Origin of the sequence: Micromonospora taraxaci, from assembly GCF_007830095.1 — a bacterium.
GTDB classification, from domain to species: domain Bacteria; phylum Actinomycetota; class Actinomycetes; order Mycobacteriales; family Micromonosporaceae; genus Micromonospora; species Micromonospora taraxaci.
In genome coordinates this window covers 1424234-1440774 of sequence record NZ_VIWZ01000001.1, presented here as the reverse complement: position 1 = coordinate 1440774, position 16541 = coordinate 1424234, and the positions used below count along the sequence as shown (strand labels likewise).

Annotated in this window: 10 protein-coding genes; 1 reads left to right on the top strand and 9 read right to left on the bottom strand. The window is 71.7% G+C overall.

Annotated features, from left to right (window positions below):
- Positions 1-8: 8 nt before the first annotated feature.
- Together prfA and rpmE are read right to left on the bottom strand one after the other, a co-directional pair.
- Positions 9-1097, bottom strand: coding sequence for a peptide chain release factor 1 (gene prfA, locus FHU34_RS06840; RefSeq protein ID WP_145779200.1), 1089 nt, complete (start codon positions 1095-1097; stop codon positions 9-11).
- Positions 1098-1221: 124 nt separating this feature from the next.
- Positions 1222-1446, bottom strand: coding sequence for a 50S ribosomal protein L31 (gene rpmE, locus FHU34_RS06835; RefSeq protein ID WP_088987870.1), 225 nt, complete (start codon positions 1444-1446; stop codon positions 1222-1224).
- Positions 1447-1721: 275 nt separating this feature from the next.
- Between rpmE and FHU34_RS06830 the strand changes: the two genes are divergently transcribed.
- Positions 1722-2618, top strand: coding sequence for a phosphatase domain-containing protein (locus tag FHU34_RS06830; protein ID WP_145779199.1), 897 nt, complete (start codon positions 1722-1724; stop codon positions 2616-2618).
- Positions 2619-2660: 42 nt separating this feature from the next.
- On the opposite strand, the gene FHU34_RS06825 is transcribed toward FHU34_RS06830, so the two are convergent.
- The 7 genes from FHU34_RS06825 to thrC form a co-directional block, all read right to left on the bottom strand.
- Positions 2661-6155 (bottom strand): phosphodiester glycosidase family protein, encoded by a 3495-nt coding sequence (locus FHU34_RS06825; protein WP_145779198.1) that lies wholly within the window; start codon positions 6153-6155, stop codon positions 2661-2663.
- Positions 6156-6311: 156 nt separating this feature from the next.
- Positions 6312-8411, bottom strand: a complete 2100-nt coding sequence (rho, locus tag FHU34_RS06820) for a transcription termination factor Rho (protein WP_145779197.1) — start codon at positions 8409-8411, stop codon at positions 6312-6314.
- 295 nt (positions 8412-8706) lie between these two features.
- Complete coding sequence (gene thrB / locus FHU34_RS06815; RefSeq protein WP_145779196.1) at positions 8707-9651, bottom strand: homoserine kinase; 945 nt, start codon at positions 9649-9651, stop codon at positions 8707-8709.
- Positions 9652-9773: 122 nt separating this feature from the next.
- Positions 9774-11018 (bottom strand): MFS transporter, encoded by a 1245-nt coding sequence (locus FHU34_RS06810; protein ID WP_145779195.1) that lies wholly within the window; start codon positions 11016-11018, stop codon positions 9774-9776.
- Between the two features lie 11 nt (positions 11019-11029).
- A complete protein-coding gene (locus FHU34_RS06805) occupies positions 11030-11866 on the bottom strand; it encodes a polysaccharide deacetylase family protein (RefSeq protein WP_145779194.1) in 837 nt (278 codons plus the stop codon).
- A gap of 141 nt (positions 11867-12007) precedes the next feature.
- Positions 12008-15286, bottom strand: a complete 3279-nt coding sequence (locus FHU34_RS06800; RefSeq protein WP_145779193.1) for an efflux RND transporter permease subunit — start codon at positions 15284-15286, stop codon at positions 12008-12010.
- Positions 15287-15401: 115 nt separating this feature from the next.
- Positions 15402-16451: a threonine synthase gene (gene thrC / locus FHU34_RS06795; RefSeq protein ID WP_145779192.1), complete on the bottom strand. Its 1050-nt coding sequence runs from the start codon at positions 16449-16451 to the stop codon at positions 15402-15404.
- Positions 16452-16541 lie beyond the last annotated feature (90 nt).

The window sequence follows — 16541 nt, the reverse complement described above, 5'->3', positions numbered from 1 at the left end:
TGTCGCGGTCAGCGACGGGTCAGCTCGGTGTCGCCGGCGAGCCGGGCGGCGCGGTCGGCCTCGGTGAGGGCGTCCAGCACCCCGTCCAGTTCGCCGGCGAGCGCCAGGTCCAGGTTGTACGCCGTGTAGCCGATCCGGTGGTCGGTGATCCGGTTCTGCGGGAAGTTGTAGGTGCGGATCCGCTCCGAGCGGTCCACCGTCCGCACCTGCGCCTTGCGGGCGTCCGAGGCTGCGGCGTCGGCCTGCTCCTGCGCGTTGGCGAGAAGTCGGGCCCGCAGGATCCGCATCGCCTGCTCCCGGTTCTGCAACTGGGACTTCTCGTTCTGGCAGGAGACGACGATGCCGGTCGGCAGGTGGGTGATCCGCACCGCCGAGTCGGTGGTGTTCACCGACTGGCCGCCCGGGCCGGACGAACGGAACACGTCGATGCGCAGGTCGTTCTGGTCGATCGTGACGTCAACGTCCTCGGCCTCGGGCAGCACCAGCACCCCGGCGGCGCTGGTGTGGATGCGGCCCTGTGACTCGGTCACCGGGACGCGCTGCACCCGGTGCACGCCGCCCTCCCACTTGAGTCGCGACCACACGCCGTTGCCGCCGTCCGGCACACCCTTGGTCTTGATCGCCAGGGAGACGTCCTTGACCCCGCCGAGGTCGGAGTCCTGTGCGTCGATCACCTCGGTGACCCAGCCGTGCCGCTCGGCGTACCGGGTGTACATCCGGAGCAGGTCACCGGCGAACAGCGCCGACTCCTCACCGCCCTCGCCGGCCTTGATCTCGACGATCACGTCCTTGGCGTCGTGCGGGTCGCGGGGAATGAGCAGCTCGGCGAGGCGTTCCTCCAGCACCGGAAGGGACGCGGCGATGGACTCCGCCTCACCCGCGAAGGAGGCGTCCTCAGCGGCCAGTTCGCGAGCCGCCACAAGGTCGGCGCGAGCCTGTTCCAGCTCAGCGGCAGCCTTGTGCAGCGGCACCAACTCGGCGTACCGGCGGCCGACCCTGCGGGCGGTGGCCTGGTCGGCGTGGATGGCCGGATCGGCCAGCCGCTTCTCCAGCTCCGCGTACTCGTCGAGGAGGCCGGCCAGACGCTCGCTGCTCATGCTGCGGATGCTCCTTCGAAGGCGCGCGGCGGGCCGGACTGGCCGGCGGCCGGGCGGAAACTGGGTGAAACACGGACGGCGCCCGTGTCCGGTGGAAAACCGGACACGGGCGCCGAACGAGGAGCTACTTGGCCTTCTTGGCCTGAACCTTGGCGTACTTCTGCTGGAACTTCGCGACCCGGCCGGCGGTGTCGAGAACGCGCTGCTTACCGGTGTAGAACGGGTGGCAGGCGCTGCAGGTCTCGACGTGGATCGCCCCGCCCTTGGCGGTGCTGCGGGTCGTGAACGTGTTGCCACAGGAGCAGCTGACCTCGGTGGTCGTGTACTCCGGGTGGATGTTTGCCTTCATCTCGCCTCGGTCCTCTCGTTGGTGGTCGCCGGGTCGCCGTCATCACTCGTCGCGCCGTACGCGACGGGCTCGGGCGTGAACCGGAACCGGTGGCCGATTGACCAGTGTGCCATGGGCCTGAGCCGACCCGGTAATCGGGCCGCACACCTCGTCCGGCATCGTCAACACGTGCCTCCCCATCCGCATTCCCGCCGCCCGACGGGGCATTCGCCCACCCGGCGGATCGCCGCCGGGTACCCCGAACGGGGTACGCCCGCCGAGCCGGAGGTGCGCCGATGACCCGCCTGATCGCCACCCGAGGACTGCCCGCCTCGGGCAAGACGACGTTCGCCCGTACCCTCCAGCCGTCCGTTCTCCGGGTCAACCGCGACGACCTGCGCCGGATGCTGCACGGCGAGAGGCTCTTCACCCAGTGGGCCGAGGCCCAGGTGACAGTCGTACAGCGGGCTCAGGTCGAGGCGCTGCTGCGGACCCGCGCGGACGTCTGCGTGGACGACACCAACCTGCGCGCGCGGACGCTGCGGGGCTGGGCCGATCTGGCCGCCCGCTACGGCGCCGACTTCGAGGTGCACGACTTCACCGACGTGCCGCTGGCCGAGTGCCTGCGGCGGGACGCCGCTCGTCCGGCAGCCGACCAGGTCGGCACGGAGGCGATTCGCCGGCTGCACGAGCGCTACCTGGAAGGGCGGGCGCTGCCGTTGCCGGTGCCGCAGGCCCGCACCGGACGACCCGCCGTGGTCCATCCGCCGTCGACCGAACCAGCGGAGATCGTCTTGGTGGACATCGACGGCACCGTCGCGCTGGCTGTGTCCCGCAGCCCGTACGACATGACCAGGGTCGGCGAGGACGAGCCGAACACGGCGGTAATCGCGGCGGTCCGGGCGATGCACGCCGCCGGCTACGGGGTGGTCTTCTGCTCGGGGAGGGACGACTCCGCCCGCGCGGCCACCGAGGCGTGGCTGGCCCGGCACGTCCGGGTCCCCCACCTCGGCCTGCACATGCGGGCAGTCGGCGACACCCGTAAGGACTCGATCGTCAAGCGGGAGATCTACGACCGGGAGATCCGGGACCGTTACCGGGTTGCCGGCGTCTTCGACGACCGCGTCCAGGTGGTCCAGATGTGGCGAGCTCTCGGCCTCACCGTCTTCCAGGTGGCAGACGGCGACTTCTGAGGTGTCCGGACGGGCCCCGCGCGTGGGGCCCGCCCGGACATTTCACCTGGTGACAGTGATGGTGGCCTCGGCGCGGGCGCCGTTGACCTCGACCGTCAGGCGTACCGGCGCGCCGGGGCGCAGTGCCGTCAGGGTGCCGGTGGCCGGGTCGAATCGGACCGTGTGCCAGGGGCGTACCCCGGCCGCCGAACCGATGTGCACCCCCGGCGAGGCCGACCAGTCGGCGCTGACCGGTGCGGCCACCGGGACCGTACGCCCACCGGGCTGGGTCAGCGTGGCGGCGACCGTCGCAGGGGCACCGACCGCGACACTGGCCGGTGCGGCCACCGTGAGCCGGTCGGCGTGCGCGTGGAACTCCGCGTCCACCCAGCGCGGGCCCTCGGCGAGCGGGTCACGGCGGGCCCGGTCCGCCTCGGCCGGGGTCACCGGGTCCACGCCGAACTCGGTCCAGCCAGTGAATCCGCCCTGGTCGGCGGGGGTGGACGGCGTCTTGCCGGCATTGCCGTTGATCACGTACGGCACCCCGTCCACCCGGTCGGCGTGGAAGGTGCCGACGTGCCCGCCCACGAACAGCGCGCCCTTGCCGGTGCGGTGCTGGAAGTCGGCCAGCCACTGCTCCAGCAGCGCCGCCTCCTTGCGGTCGCCGAGCTGGCTGGCCTGCGCCGGGCTGGGGTCGCGCGGCGGGTGGTGGTGCAGGACCACCACCGAACCCACGCGCCGGTCGGTTGCCGCCGCGTCCAGCGTCTCGCGGAGCATCCGTACCTGGTCGAAGCCGCCGCCGCGCAGCGTCCCGGTGGACGAGTTCAGCGTGACGAACCGGGTGCCGTTGTGGTCGAACACTCGGGAGGTGGCTCCGAACGCGGCAGCGAAGTTGCTGATCGGGGCGCCCATGATCTCGTGGTTGCCGGGCACGTAGTACCAGGGCAGCGCGTCGCCCAACTCCTCGTCGAGGATCCGCCGGGCCAGCGCGAAGTCGGCCGGGTAGGCAGTGTCCACGAAGTCGCCGTTGATCAGGAGGAAGTCCGGCCGGGCCGCCTTCACCTCGCGCAGCGTCCGCCGGGCCTGGGCGACCAGGTCGCTGTCCGGGTCGGCGGCGACGAACTGGGCGTCGGAGAGCACCGCGAACCGCCACGGCGCGCCGTCCACAGTGCCGTCGCGAACCACCACCCGGTCGGTACGCGGGGCCGCCGCCGGGACATCGACAGTCGGGGGCACCTTCGCCACCAGGTCGTCGATGATCACCTCGCTGGTGTACTGGGCGGCGGCGTTGGCCTCGGCCACGTAGAAGCGGCGTACCCGCACCGGGTACTGCACACCGGCGGGCACCGCGAACTCCACGTATTGCCAACCGGTCCAGGTGATCAGCGGGCCACGTAGCACGTGCTGGGTGTCCTGGGCGTCGTGCAGGTGCAGGCTGGGCCACTCCCCGGTGCCGTTGCCGTGGATCCACATGCCGAACGCCTGCGGCTGACCGGGCACCTCGATCCACGCGGGCGGGTCGGCGTACGCGGCCCGCGTGCCGGTGGACTGGCTGAAGTCGTACGACATCCGCAGGCCGGTGCCGGTGTGCCCCGGCGCCGGGGCGACCGACCCGCTGGCGCGGGCCTGGCTGAAGCGCCAGGACGCGGCGTCGTCGAAGCCAGCGACCGGCACGTCGGTCAGCCCGACGGTGACCGGCAGGACCGTGCTCGTGCGTCCGACGCGAACGGTGACCAGGCCCGAGCCGGTGTCCCGCAACGCGGCGATGGACAGGTTGCCGTCCCCGGTGGGGGTGATCCGCAGCAGGTCCCGGTCGTAGTCGAGGGTGAGATCGGCCGGCTCGATCGGCGCGGTGTTGCCCTCGGCGTCGTACCCGACCACGCCGACCACTGCGTCACCGTCCCGGCCGGTCAACCCGACCCGCGGCGTGGTGCTGCCGATCCGGGCCAGCGGGCCGAGCACTGTGAGGTTCAGCGAGCCGGTGACCCGCCCCCGTGCGGCGGTGACAGCGGTGGCACCCGGGGCAGCAGCGTGGAACACACCGTCCCGGTCGACCCGACCGCGTACCGCCGGGGTCGCCCGCCAGGTGGGAGCGCCGGCCGCCGGGCCGTACGTCTCGTCGTAGCCGGACGCGGTGAGGGTGCGGGTCAGCCCCGGGAAGACCCGGTCGGGCCGCCCACCTCGCACCGGTGAGACGCCCGGAGCGGCGGTGGGGTCGCTGGCGGTCTCGACCCAGTAGCCGGTGAGTCGCCCGCTGCCCTTCGGCGCGTAGATGGCAAGGCCGTTGGGCACGGCCCGTTCGCTGCCGTCGGAGGGGCCGTTCTCCACCTGCACCGTCGACGAGCCGGGCTCGCGGGCCAGCAGCGTGGACGATCCGCCACCGTCCAGGTTGAGCGCGTGGTGGGCACCCAGCTCGGCCATCATCCGGCCCATCTCGGTCTGCGTCACGCCGCGGCTGTCGACCTGACGGCCGTCCACCGTCAACATGATCATCTTTCGACCGTCGGCGCTGAAACCGACAGCGGTGCGGGGCGCGAGGGTCGGGTCCGCGACGCTCTGCACGACGCCGTCGCGGACCAGGACGTTGCCGCCCCCGACCGCCGCGTGCAGGCTGCTGCCGTCGGAGGGCTTCGGCCGCCAGGCCACCGTCACCGGATCGCCGGGGCGCAGACCGGCCAGCGCGTCGGCGCCGAGGTCGCGGCCGAGCAGCACGGTGCCGCCCGCGACGATCGGGCCGCTACCTGCCACGCTTCCCACAGCAGCTACCCGACCGCCGGTCACGGTGACCTCGACCACCCGGGCCGCCCCCTCGACGGCCCGCTGCCGGGAGTACGTCCCCCACAGCTCGGTGAAGGCACCGATGCCGTCGGCCTGCACCATGTTGTTGAACTGGGTCAGCGGGACCGGCCCGGTGGGCAGGGTGGCACTGCCGTCGAAGTTCACCTCGACCACCCGTCCGAGCCCGTTCGTGGTGACCGCCACCGCATTGCGGTGACCGCTGACCGCCGACTGGATCAGCTCGCCGTCGCGCACGCCGACACCCTGGGCGGCACCGGAGTTGTTGATGTCGAAGAAGTCGCCGTTGACCGCGGCGACCGCGTGCAACTGGTCCACCGCCTTCCGCAGCGGCTCAGCCCGGCTGACCGCGCCGGAGTTGACGTAGTCGACGGTGGAACCACCGGCGAGGTCGGTGGTGAGCGCGTCGGCACGCAGCCAGCCCTCGGCGTCGTACCGGTCGAAGGACGTCAACTGCACTCCCGGCGCGACCGGCCGGGTGGCCCTGGTGGTCTCCAGCCCGCCGGCCGGCTCCACACCGTCGACGGCGGCGGTCGGGGCGGTCGCGACTGTCGGGGCGGCGGCCAGGCTGACCGAGTCGGCCGGGCGGGAGGACGCGGGCGGCACGTCCTCCGCAACGGTGGGCGAGGCGGCCGACGGTGGGGTGACAGTGGGCGGGGCGATGGTGGGCGCGGCGGTGGCCGGCGGTGACAGGGCCAGGGCGAGCAGCGGCGTCAGCAGCAGGACGCCGGTGCGGCGGGCGGATCGTCTGCGGGTACGCATGGACGACAGTCAACCCGGCAGTGAATAGAAGTTTCAATACCTGTCGACTGAACCGAAGGAAAATTCCACCAACTCGGATGGATCCCGTCGTGCCTCCCGACACGACGAAGGGACACGACCGGTGTGGCCGTGCCCCTTCGTCTCACCCGGGGATGGTTACTCCCCCGGCGTCGACTTCGCGATCTGCATCAGGAACTCGATGTTGGTGCGGGACTGCTTGAGCCGGTCCAGCAGCAGGTCCATGGCGGCCTGCGAGTCCAGCGAGTGCAGCACCTTCCGAAGCTTGTGGATGATGGCCAGCTCTTCGGGTGCGAGCAGGACCTCTTCCTTACGCGTACCGGACGGGTTGATGTCGATGGCCGGGAAGGTCCGCTTGTCGGCGATCTTCCGGTCCAGCTTCAGCTCCGCGTTACCGGTGCCCTTGAACTCCTCGAAGATGACCGTGTCCGCCATGGACCCGGTCTCCACCAGCGCCGTGGCGATGATGGTCAACGACCCGCCGTTCTCGATGTTGCGGGCCGCGCCGAGGAAGCGCTTCGGCGGGTAGAGCGCTGTGGAGTCGATACCACCCGACATGATCCGGCCACTGGCCGGAGCCGCCAGGTTGTACGACCGACCGAGCCGGGTCACCGAGTCGAGCAGCACGACCACGTCGTGCCCGAGCTCGACCAGGCGCTTGGCCCGCTCGATGGCCAGCTCGGCCACCGTGGTGTGGTCCTGCGGCGGACGGTCGAACGTGGCCGCGATGACCTCGCCCTTGATCGACCGCTGCATGTCGGTGACCTCTTCGGGCCGCTCGTCCACCAGCACCACCATCAGGTGGCACTCCGGGTTGTTGCGGGTGATCGCGTTGGCGATCGCCTGCAGCACCATCGTCTTACCCGCCTTCGGCGGCGACTGGATGAGTGCCCGCTGGCCCTTGCCGATCGGCATGACCAGGTCGATGACCCGGGTGGTCAGGATGTGCGGCTCGGTCTCCAGGCGCAGGCGCTCCTGCGGGTAGAGCGGAGTGAGCTTGTAGAACTCCGGCCGGCGCCGGGCCTCATCCGGCTCCATCCCGTTGATCGTGTCCAGCCGCATCAGCGGGTTGTACTTGTCCCGCCGCTGGTCGCCGCTGTTGCCGCCCTCGCGGGCCGCCCGCACCGCACCGGTGATCGCGTCACCGCGGCGCAGACCGTACTTCTTGATCTGGGACATCGAGACGTACACGTCGTTCGGGCCGGCGAGGTAACCGGTCGTCCGCACGAAGGCGTAGTTGTCGAGCACGTCGATGATGCCGGCCACCGGGACGAGCACGTCGTCCTCGCTGACCTGCGGCTCACGCCCACCGGTGTCAGCACCGGTCTCGGCGCGGTCGCCGCGCCCCCGGCGACGGTCCCGGAAACGGCTGCGCCGGCCGCGCCGACCACCGCCCTCGCCGTCGTCGTCGTCGCTGTCCCGCTCGGCACGCTGGCCGCGGTCGTTACGGTCGCCCCGGTCGTTGCGGTCCGAACGCTCGTTGCGGTCCGAACGGTCGTTGCGGTCGCCCCGATCGGCACGCTCACCACGCTCGGCACGCTCGCCCCGGTCGTTGCGCTCGGCCCGCTCACCACGGTCGGCGCGCTCGCCCCGCTCGTTGCGCTCGGCCCGCTCACCACGGTCCGCACGCTCACCACGGTCGGCACGCTCACCACGGTCGGCACGCTCGCCCCGCTCGCCCCGCTCGGCACGGTCGCCCCGCTCGGCACGCTCCGGACGCTCGCGGCGGGTCTCGCCACGGTCGGTCCGCTCGCCGGCTTCCGCCTCGTCGGTACGCGACTCGGCCGGACGCGACTCAGCCGGACGCGACTCAGCCGGACGCGACTCGGCCGCTGCGGTCCGGGTCCGCCGGGTGCGACCACGCCCCTCGGTCTCGGCTGCCGGCTCGGCCGACGCCTGCTCGGCGCCACGCCCTTCGGCTGCCGGCCGGTCAGCGGTCTCCCGCACCTCGGCGCGGACACCCTCACGGGTAGGAGCGGCCGCGGCCGCGACCTCGGCCCGCGGTCGAGGGGTCCCGGCGGCGTTGCCGCCCTGCCGCTCGGAGATCGCGGCGATCAGCTCGCCTTTGCGCATGCGAGCCGTGCCGGAGATGCCGAGCGACGCAGCCAGGCTCTGCAGCTCTGGCAGCAGCATCGCCGACAGACCGGTGCCGCTACGCCGACGACGGGCGGGAGCGGCTGCGGTGGCATCGCCAGCGACGTTGGAAACATCCGACGTCACGTCGGTGGTGTCGCTCAATGGATTCCTTCCCTCGATAAGGCCGGGACTGCCCGGAGTCGGAACTCAGGTGGCCGGGCGGCCTCGGTGCACCCGCCTCGCAAGGACGCGTCGCGGGAGTCTGTGACACAGCAGCCGGTGGTTTCCCGACTCACCAACGTCGGTGAGCAGGTCTCGCCGTCTGCGGCGACCTGTGGAAACTGCGGCGCGGCGTGGGCCTTGGCAGGGGTTGACGGGCTGACCGCCGAGAGCTTCGGGGGTGCGCCGCCCCGCAGGAGATCGCGTGCTTCGCGGCTGTGCTAGGTCTAGAGCGTAATCAACTCTTCCGACCTGCGGCAACAGGGTCCCGCTCGGCGTGTCCCAGTCTACCCCGAGCAACCCGAGCGCCGCTGACGTCTATCGGTAACTTCCAGATCTCCCAGTCTGTTCCCGCCTGAACGCTTGCCGGAGGCTCGCTGAGCGCCAGCACAGTCGGGCCGGCCCCACTGACCACAGCCGCCACACCTGCCGCTCGCAACGCGCTGACCAGGGAAGACGTGGCCGGCATCCCGGCTGCGCGGTAATCCTGGTGGAGCCGGTCGACGGTGGCGGGCAGCAGCAGGGTCGGGTCGGTGGTGAGCGCGTGCACCAGTAACGCGGCTCGTCCGGCGGTCAACGCGGCGTCGGCGTGCGGGACGGAGACCGGCAACGCGGCCCGTGCGGTGGCGGTCAATCCGCGTTCCGCCGGCACGAAGACGACCGGCCGCACCCCGTCGGCGACCGGCAGGGACACCGCCCGGGCACCTGTCGGCTCGGACCAGGCCACGGTGAAGCCCCCGAGCAGGCAGGGCGCGACGTTGTCGGGGTGGCCCTCGATCTCGGCGGCCAGCCGGAGCACGCCGGCCTCGTCCAGCCGGTGGTCCCCGTCGGTGACGAGTGCGCGCGCCAGCAACACCCCGGCAACGATCGCGGCGGACGAGGAGCCGAGCCCGCGCGCCTGGGGGATCCGGTTGACGCACTCCACGCTCAACCCTCCGGGCTGGACGCCGAGCGCGTCGAAGCCGGCGCGCATGGCCCGCACCACCAGGTGCCGGTCGTCGTCGGGCAGCTCGCCGGCGCCCTGCCCGGTCACCGTCACCCGAACCCCACCCGACGTGACCTCGGCGGCCAGGTCGTCGTAGAGCCCGAGGGCGAGACCCAACGCGTCGAAGCCCGGACCCAGGTTGGCGCTGGTCGCGGGGACCCGGACACGGACCGGCCCGGCGGTGAAGTTCGTCGGCACGCGCTCATGCTAGGGCCCGGCACCGACGATCCGGTCGCGCGTCCGCAGCCTGGGAACCGCCGCAGCCGTGCACACCTCGTTCGGCGCCTGTAGAGCTGCCCCGTAGATGGGGCATGCCACGGTCAGCCGGCGGCGCCCGCGACCGGTTCGGTGGCCGGGTCGGTGAGCGAGAGTCGACGGGTGGCGATCCGCCAGCCGACGGCGTAGACGACGGTGATCAGCCCGCAGCCGGCGAGGACGACCCGCTCGTCGACCACGTCGACCACCATGGCCACCGCCAGTTGGCTCACCGAGATCGCCAGCGTCGCGAGCATCATGTCGGTGGCGAAGACGCGCCCACGCAGGTGGTCCGGCACCTCGCCCTGGAGGGCGAAGTTGGAGATCACCCAGTTGCTGCCGCCCGCGAAGTGCGCCACGAAGACCAGCAGCAACACCAACGGGAACCACCGGACCACGGATGCGCCCAGGTAGGACAGGCCGTAGAACGACATGGACAGCGCGAGCCCGGGCAGCAGCCAGGCTCGCCTGGTCAACACCCGACGCATCAGGATCGGGCCCACCAACGCCCCCGCTCCGCGCACGGCGAAGAGCAGACCGGCGCCGAGTGGGCCCACGCCGTACACGCCGGCCAGCAACGGGAACACGGTCAGCACGCCGTTGCCCAGGCCGACGGCCGACTTCACGGTGACCAGCGCGAGCACCCGAGGCCGGTGCCCGATGTAGCCGAGCGCCTCGCGGACCGCCGCCCAGGTCCGCTGGGCCGGTCGGTTGGCGTCCCGGGGTGCCTGGAGGGGCCGGCGGATCCGGGTGGCGAGGCCCGCGGCCATTGCCAGGCCCACCGCCGCCACCCAGAAGCAGGCGTACGGGCCGGCGACGGTGCTGAGCACCCCGCCGAGTGAGGCACCGACAACTGTCATGGTGCCCCAGGCGGAACCGGCCACGGCGTTACCGGCGGCCAGCTCGTGCGGCTCCAGCACGTTGGGCAGCGCGGCCTGGGCGGCCGGCGAGTAGAACGCCTTGGCGACCGCCACCACGCCGATCGCGACCAGCGCCAGCCACGCGGTACCCGCGCCCCGGACGCCGAGCAGCAGCAGTACGCCCGCGAGCGCTGCCACATTCGCCGCGATCATGATTTTCCGCCGGTCGAAGCGGTCGGCGATCGTGCCGGTGTACGGCAGCAGCAGCGCCACGATGCCGGTGTCCACCGCCAACACCAGTGCGCCCCAGACTCCGCTGCCGGTCAGGTGCGGCAGCAGGACCAGCAGCGGCACCATGACGAACCAGTCGGCGCCGAAGACCACCAACTCGGCGAGGAAGAGATTTCGGAAGCTCCGATTGCCGGTCAGGACCGAGAGGGTGGACGCCACGGAGCGGCACCCTACCTGGTCGGGGTGGGCGGCACGCCTGCTCCCAGCAGGGCAGAGACGGTGACGAAGGTGTAGCCACGCGCCCGCAGCCCGTTGATCATCTCGGCCAGGCCACGCAGCGCGACCAGCCGTCGGGACGCGCCGACATCGTGACCGAGCACGATCGTTCCCGGTCGGACATCGGCCACGATGCGTCGGGCGTGGCCGGCGGGATCGTGGGGGAACTCACGCTCCACCATCTGCAGTGTCCAGAGCACCAGCCGGTAGTCCAGCCGGGCAGCCGCGTGCAGCACCGCCCCGCCCAGGTGGCCGTACGGAGGGCGGAGCAGACGGGGTGGCATGCCCGTCACGTCGGCGATGGCGTCGTGGCTGCGGCGCAGGTCGTCGTACGCCTCGGTGGCGTCCAGTGCGGCCAGGTCCCGGTGGTCCCAGCTGTGGTTGCCCACCTCGTGCCCGGCGAGCCGGTCACTGATGACGTCGGCATGCCGCCGGACCTGCGACCCCACCAGGAAGAAGGTGGCCGGAACCCGGTGTTGGGCCAGGGTGTCGAGCACCATCGGTGTCCATTGTGGGGCAGGGCCGTCGTCGAACGTGAGGGCCACCAGTCGCTCCTGGGTCGGCCCCGACCAGACGACCTCCAACCTGCCGGTGCCGACGTCCTGGTACCGGTTGCCGGAGGTCGCGCTGGCGGGGCCTCCGGCGAGTGGCGCCCGTCGGTGGGTGCTCCACCACAGCTCGGAGGCCCCCGCGCCGACCGCCACACCGCCGGCGACCAGGAGGCCACGGCGCAGCAGGTCGCGCCGCCCCCACCCGCGCGCACCCTCGGCCGTCCGCCCGTCCTGCGCCACCCGCACCCTCCATGTATTCACCTGGAGTATGCAAGACGTAACACGCTGTGCAGGCCCGGTCGGTTCGGAGTGTCGTGGCCGGTGAAGCCGGAAACGCCCCCGGCAGGTCCCTGCCGGGGGCGTTCCGTGATGCGGTCGGACCTACTCGGTCGGCTCCGACGGAGGCAGCGGAGAGGTACGACTACGGGGCAGCCGCAGCACCTCGAACTGATCCGTACCCTCCACCAACGCGCCCGACGGGGCGGGACGCGGGGCTGGCCGCGTACCCTCGGTCGCCGCCGGGGCGGGCGCGCCGCTGGGCACCGCTACCTGGTTCGGGGCGGCCGCCTCGTCGGCCTCCGCTCCGTCCACCACCGGCTCGCCGGAACGCCGCCGACCGCGCCGGTCCCGCAGCGACTCCTTGGTGTGCTCCACCATCGAGTACAGCGTCGGCACCAGGATCAGCGTGAGCAACGTCGAGCTGAGCAGACCACCGATCACCACGACCGCCAGCGGCTGCGAGATGAAGCCGCCCTCGCCGGTCAACCCGAGCGCCATCGGCAGCAACGCGAAGATGGTCGCCACCGCGGTCATCAGGATGGGACGCAGCCGGCGTCGGCCACCCTCGACCACCGCCTCCCGGACCCCCATGCCCTGCGCACGGTACTGGTTGATCAGGTCGAGCAGGACGATCGCGTTCGTCACCACGATGCCGACCAGCATCAGCACACCGATCAACGCCGGTACGCCGAGCGGCGTCCCGGTGATCAGCAGCAGGCCGATCGCGCCGGTCGACGCGAACGGAATGGAGATCAGCAGGATCAGCGACTGGGTGAGGCTACGGAACGTGGCCACCATGATCAGGAAGACGATCGCGATGGCGGCCAGCACCGCCAGGCCCAGGTCACCGAACGCGTCGGCCTGATCCGCGCTGACGCCACCGATGGTGAAGCTGGCACCCGGGACGTCGATGCCGTCCAGGCGCTTCTGCAACTCCGTGCTCGTCGCGCCCAGGTTCGACCCGGTCGCCGTGCCGGTCACCGACACGCTGCGCTCGCCGTCGATCCGGGTGACCTGCTGCGGCCCCTCGCCCTGCGTGACGTCCGCGATGTCGTCCAGCTTGACCGGACCCACCGGTAGTGCCCGCAGTTCCTCCACCGTCACCGGCGGCTTCGTGCCCAGCCGCAGCACCACGTTCTGCTGCTGGCCGTCGAGCGCGACCTGCCCGAGCGGCGCACCCCGGAACGCCTGCGACACCAGCTGCCCGACAGCGGCCTCGGTGAGCCCGACCCGACCGGCGGCGACCCGGTCGACAGTCACGTCGACCCTCGGCACCCGCTCGGCCAGGCTGGTGGAGACGTCCTCGACATCCGGCACACCGGCCATCGCCGCCCGTGCCTCCTCGGCTGCCCGGGTCAGCACCTCCGGGTCGCTGGCCTGGACGATGACCTCAAGTTGGCTGGTCGACGCCTCCTGCCCACCACCGAAGCTGATCTCACCCACGCTCGTGCCGAGCTTGTCGAACTCCTTACGCAGCACCTCGCGCATCTGCTTGGCGTCGGTGTCACCCTCGAGCGCCAGCGACCAGTTCGCGACGTTGTTGCCGCCGCCGCCCGCCCAGGGGTTGTCCCCAGCGCCTGCGGTCACCTGGTACGTCTCGACGCCCTTCGTGCGGGACAGCACCGACTCGACCTGCTTGGCCGCCACGTCGGTGGCCGCCAGCCCACTGCCGGCCGGAAGCTCCTGGCTGATGTTCAGGGTGTCCTGGCCGGAGTCGTCCAGGAAGTTGGTCTCCAGCTTCTGCGCCAGACCGAAGGTGCCGAAGAGCACCAGCAAACCGAGCCCGACGGTGATCCAGCGGGTCGACCGCTTGCGGGTGGCGAAGCCGATCACCGGCAGGTACGCCCGCTGCAACGGGCTGCGCAGCTCCTTCTCCTCCGCGCCGCGCCGCACCGCCTCGTCGTCCGCGGTGCCGCCGCGCGGCTTGAGGAACCAGTACGCGAGCACCGGGATCACGGTCAGCGACACCAGCAGCGACGCGAGCAGGGCCACCGTCACGGTGATCGCGAACGGCGCGAAGAGCTGACCCACGAACCCGCCGACCAGAGCGATCGGCGCGAACACCGCCACCGTGGTGAGGGTGGACGCGGTGACCGCGCCGGCCACCTCGCGGACGCCGGTGATGATGGCGTGCCGCTTCTCCTCGCCGTACTCCAGATGGCGTTTGATGTTCTCCAACACCACGATCGAGTCGTCCACCACCCGGCCCACCGCGATGGTCAACGCGCCGAGGGTGAGCAGGTTGAGCGAGTAGTCACCGATCCACAGGACGATCAGCGCCACCAACACGGAGAGCGGGATGGAGACGGCGGTGACCACCGTCGAACGCACCGACAGCAGGAAGACCAGGATGACGATGACCGCCATCACCAGGCCCAGCAGGCCCTCGGTGGTCAGCGACTCGATCGACTTCTCGACGAACGGCGCCTGGTCGAAGACGACGGTCAACTCCGCACCGGAGGCGTCCTTCAGGTCGGCGAGCCGGTCGCGGATCTCGTGCGAGATCTGCACGGCGTTGCCGTCCGGCGAGGCGGTGACCGCGATGCCGAGGCTGTCCTTGCCGTTGGTACGGGTGATCGCGGTGGCCGGGGCGAGCTGCTGCTCGACCGTCGCCACGTCGCCGAGACGGACGGGTGCCGCGCCCGGGGCGACCACGATGCCGCGCAGGTCCTCGATGGTGCCGATCGGCGAGCCGACCTGGACCGGGAGGGCCAACGCCCCACTGGTCACCGCGCCGGCCGGAACCGCCACGCCGTTGGTCTTCAACGCCGCGCCGATCGCCGTCGGCTGGATCTTCGCGGCGGCCAGCTTCGCCGGGTCCGGGGTGACCACCACGACGTCGTCACGGGTGCCGGTCACCTCGACGGTGCGTACCCCCTCGATGCCCTCCAGCTCGGGCACGACCGTCGCGCGCAGTTTCTCGGCGAGCGCCCGCCCGTCGGCCGTCCCGGCCGCGGCCAGCACCACCGCCGGGAGGTCGTCGGTGCTACCCGCGATGACCTGCGGGTCGACGCTCTCCGGCAGCTGGGCGTCGATTCGGCTCAACGCGGTCTGCATCTTGTTGACCACGTCGTCCAGGTCGGTACCGAACTCGTACGTCACCTGGACGGTGGCCGACCCCTCGCGGGACGTGGAGGTGATCTTGTCGAGCCCCGGGATGCCCTGGAGGGCGTTCTCGATCGGCTCGGTCACCTGCGACTCGACGATCTCGGGACCGGCACCGGGGTAGGCGGCCACGATGAACGCGGCCGGGAACTCGAGCGACGGCAGCAGTTGCTGCTTCAGCGACGGTACGGCGAACGCTCCGAACACCGTGGTCACCACCGCGATGAGGGCGATCAGCCCTCGGTTGGCGAGGCTGAATCTGGCGAGCAGCGACATCGGCCTGGTTCACTCCTGAACGAGAATGCGGGCGGGGATACGTGAAAGTGTGCCGGACTCGATCACCGGAACCCCCGCCGCCCCCAGGGGCGGCCCACCGTCGGCGGTGGCGCGCTCAGGCCAGGTCGAGAGCCCGGGCCGCGGCCATCGGGTCGTTCGCGATGGTCAGCGGGGCCGGCGCGGTGGAGATCGCCCACTCCGGGTCCTTCAGACCGTGGCCGGTCACGGTGCAGACGACAGTCGAACCGGGCGGCACCGCGCCCGCCGCAGCCTGTTGGAGCAGGCCGGCGACGCTCGCCGCGCTGCCCAGCTCGACGAAGACCCCGACCTCCCGGGCGAGCAGCCGGTACGCGGAGAGGATCTCCCGGTCGGTCACGGCGGCGATCAGCCCACCGGAGGTGTCCCGGGCGTCCAAGGCCTTGGTCCAGCTCGCCGGGTTGCCGATCCGGATCGCCGTGGCGATGGTCGACGGCTCCGGCACCACCTTGCCGGTCACGATCGGGGCCGCCCCGGCGGCCTGGAAGCCGTACATCTTCGGCGTGCGGGTGGTGGTGCCGGCGTCCCGCTCCTCCGAATACCCCATCCAGTAGGCGGAGATGTTGCCGGCGTTGCCGACCGGCAGGCAGTGGATGTCGGGCGCGTCACCGAGCGCCTCGACGATCTCGAAGGCGGCGGTCTTCTGGCCGTGCAGTCGGTCGATGTTGACCGAGTTGACCAAGGCGACCGGGTGGTCCTGGGCCAGCTTCGCGGCGAGCGAGAGGCAGTCGTCGAAGTTGCCGCTCACCTGGAGGAGCTTCGCGCCGTGCACCAGCGCCTGGGCGAGCTTGCCCAGTGCGATCTTGCCCTGCGGCACCAGCACCGCGCAGGTCAGCCCGGCCCGCGCCGCGTACGCCGCTGCGGAGGCGCTGGTGTTGCCGGTGGAGGCGCAGATGATCGCCTTGTTGCCGGCCTCGACCGCCTTGGACACCGCAACGGTCATGCCCCGGTCCTTGAACGAGCCGGTCGGGTTGGCGCCCTCCACCTTCAGGTGCACGTCGCAGCCGATCCGGGCGGACAGCACCGGCGCGGGCAACAGCGGGGTGTTCCCCTCGTGCAGCGTGACGACCGGCGTGGCCTCGGTGACCGGCAGCCGATCCCGGTACGCCTCGATCAGACCCCGCCACATGTCGCTCTCCTCGCCTCTGGCACCGTGCGCCGACCTCGTCGGGGCCACCTTGGACCACGTTGCCCCAGCTGTCGAGGGCAGACCCGGGCT

What these genes read in the sequence shown, in the direction of transcription:
- FHU34_RS06800 (WP_145779193.1), bottom strand. Translation starts at nt 15,286, where the DNA reads ATGTCGCTGCTCGCCAGATTCAGCCTCGCCAACCGAGGGCTGATCGCC.
- FHU34_RS06830 (WP_145779199.1), top strand. Translation starts at nt 1,722, where the DNA reads ATGACCCGCCTGATCGCCACCCGAGGACTGCCCGCCTCGGGCAAGACG.
- FHU34_RS06825 (WP_145779198.1), bottom strand. Translation starts at nt 6,155, where the DNA reads ATGCGTACCCGCAGACGATCCGCCCGCCGCACCGGCGTCCTGCTGCTG.
- rpmE (WP_088987870.1), bottom strand. Translation starts at nt 1,446, where the DNA reads ATGAAGGCAAACATCCACCCGGAGTACACGACCACCGAGGTCAGCTGC.
- prfA (WP_145779200.1), bottom strand. Translation starts at nt 1,097, where the DNA reads ATGAGCAGCGAGCGTCTGGCCGGCCTCCTCGACGAGTACGCGGAGCTG.
- thrC (WP_145779192.1), bottom strand. Translation starts at nt 16,451, where the DNA reads ATGTGGCGGGGTCTGATCGAGGCGTACCGGGATCGGCTGCCGGTCACC.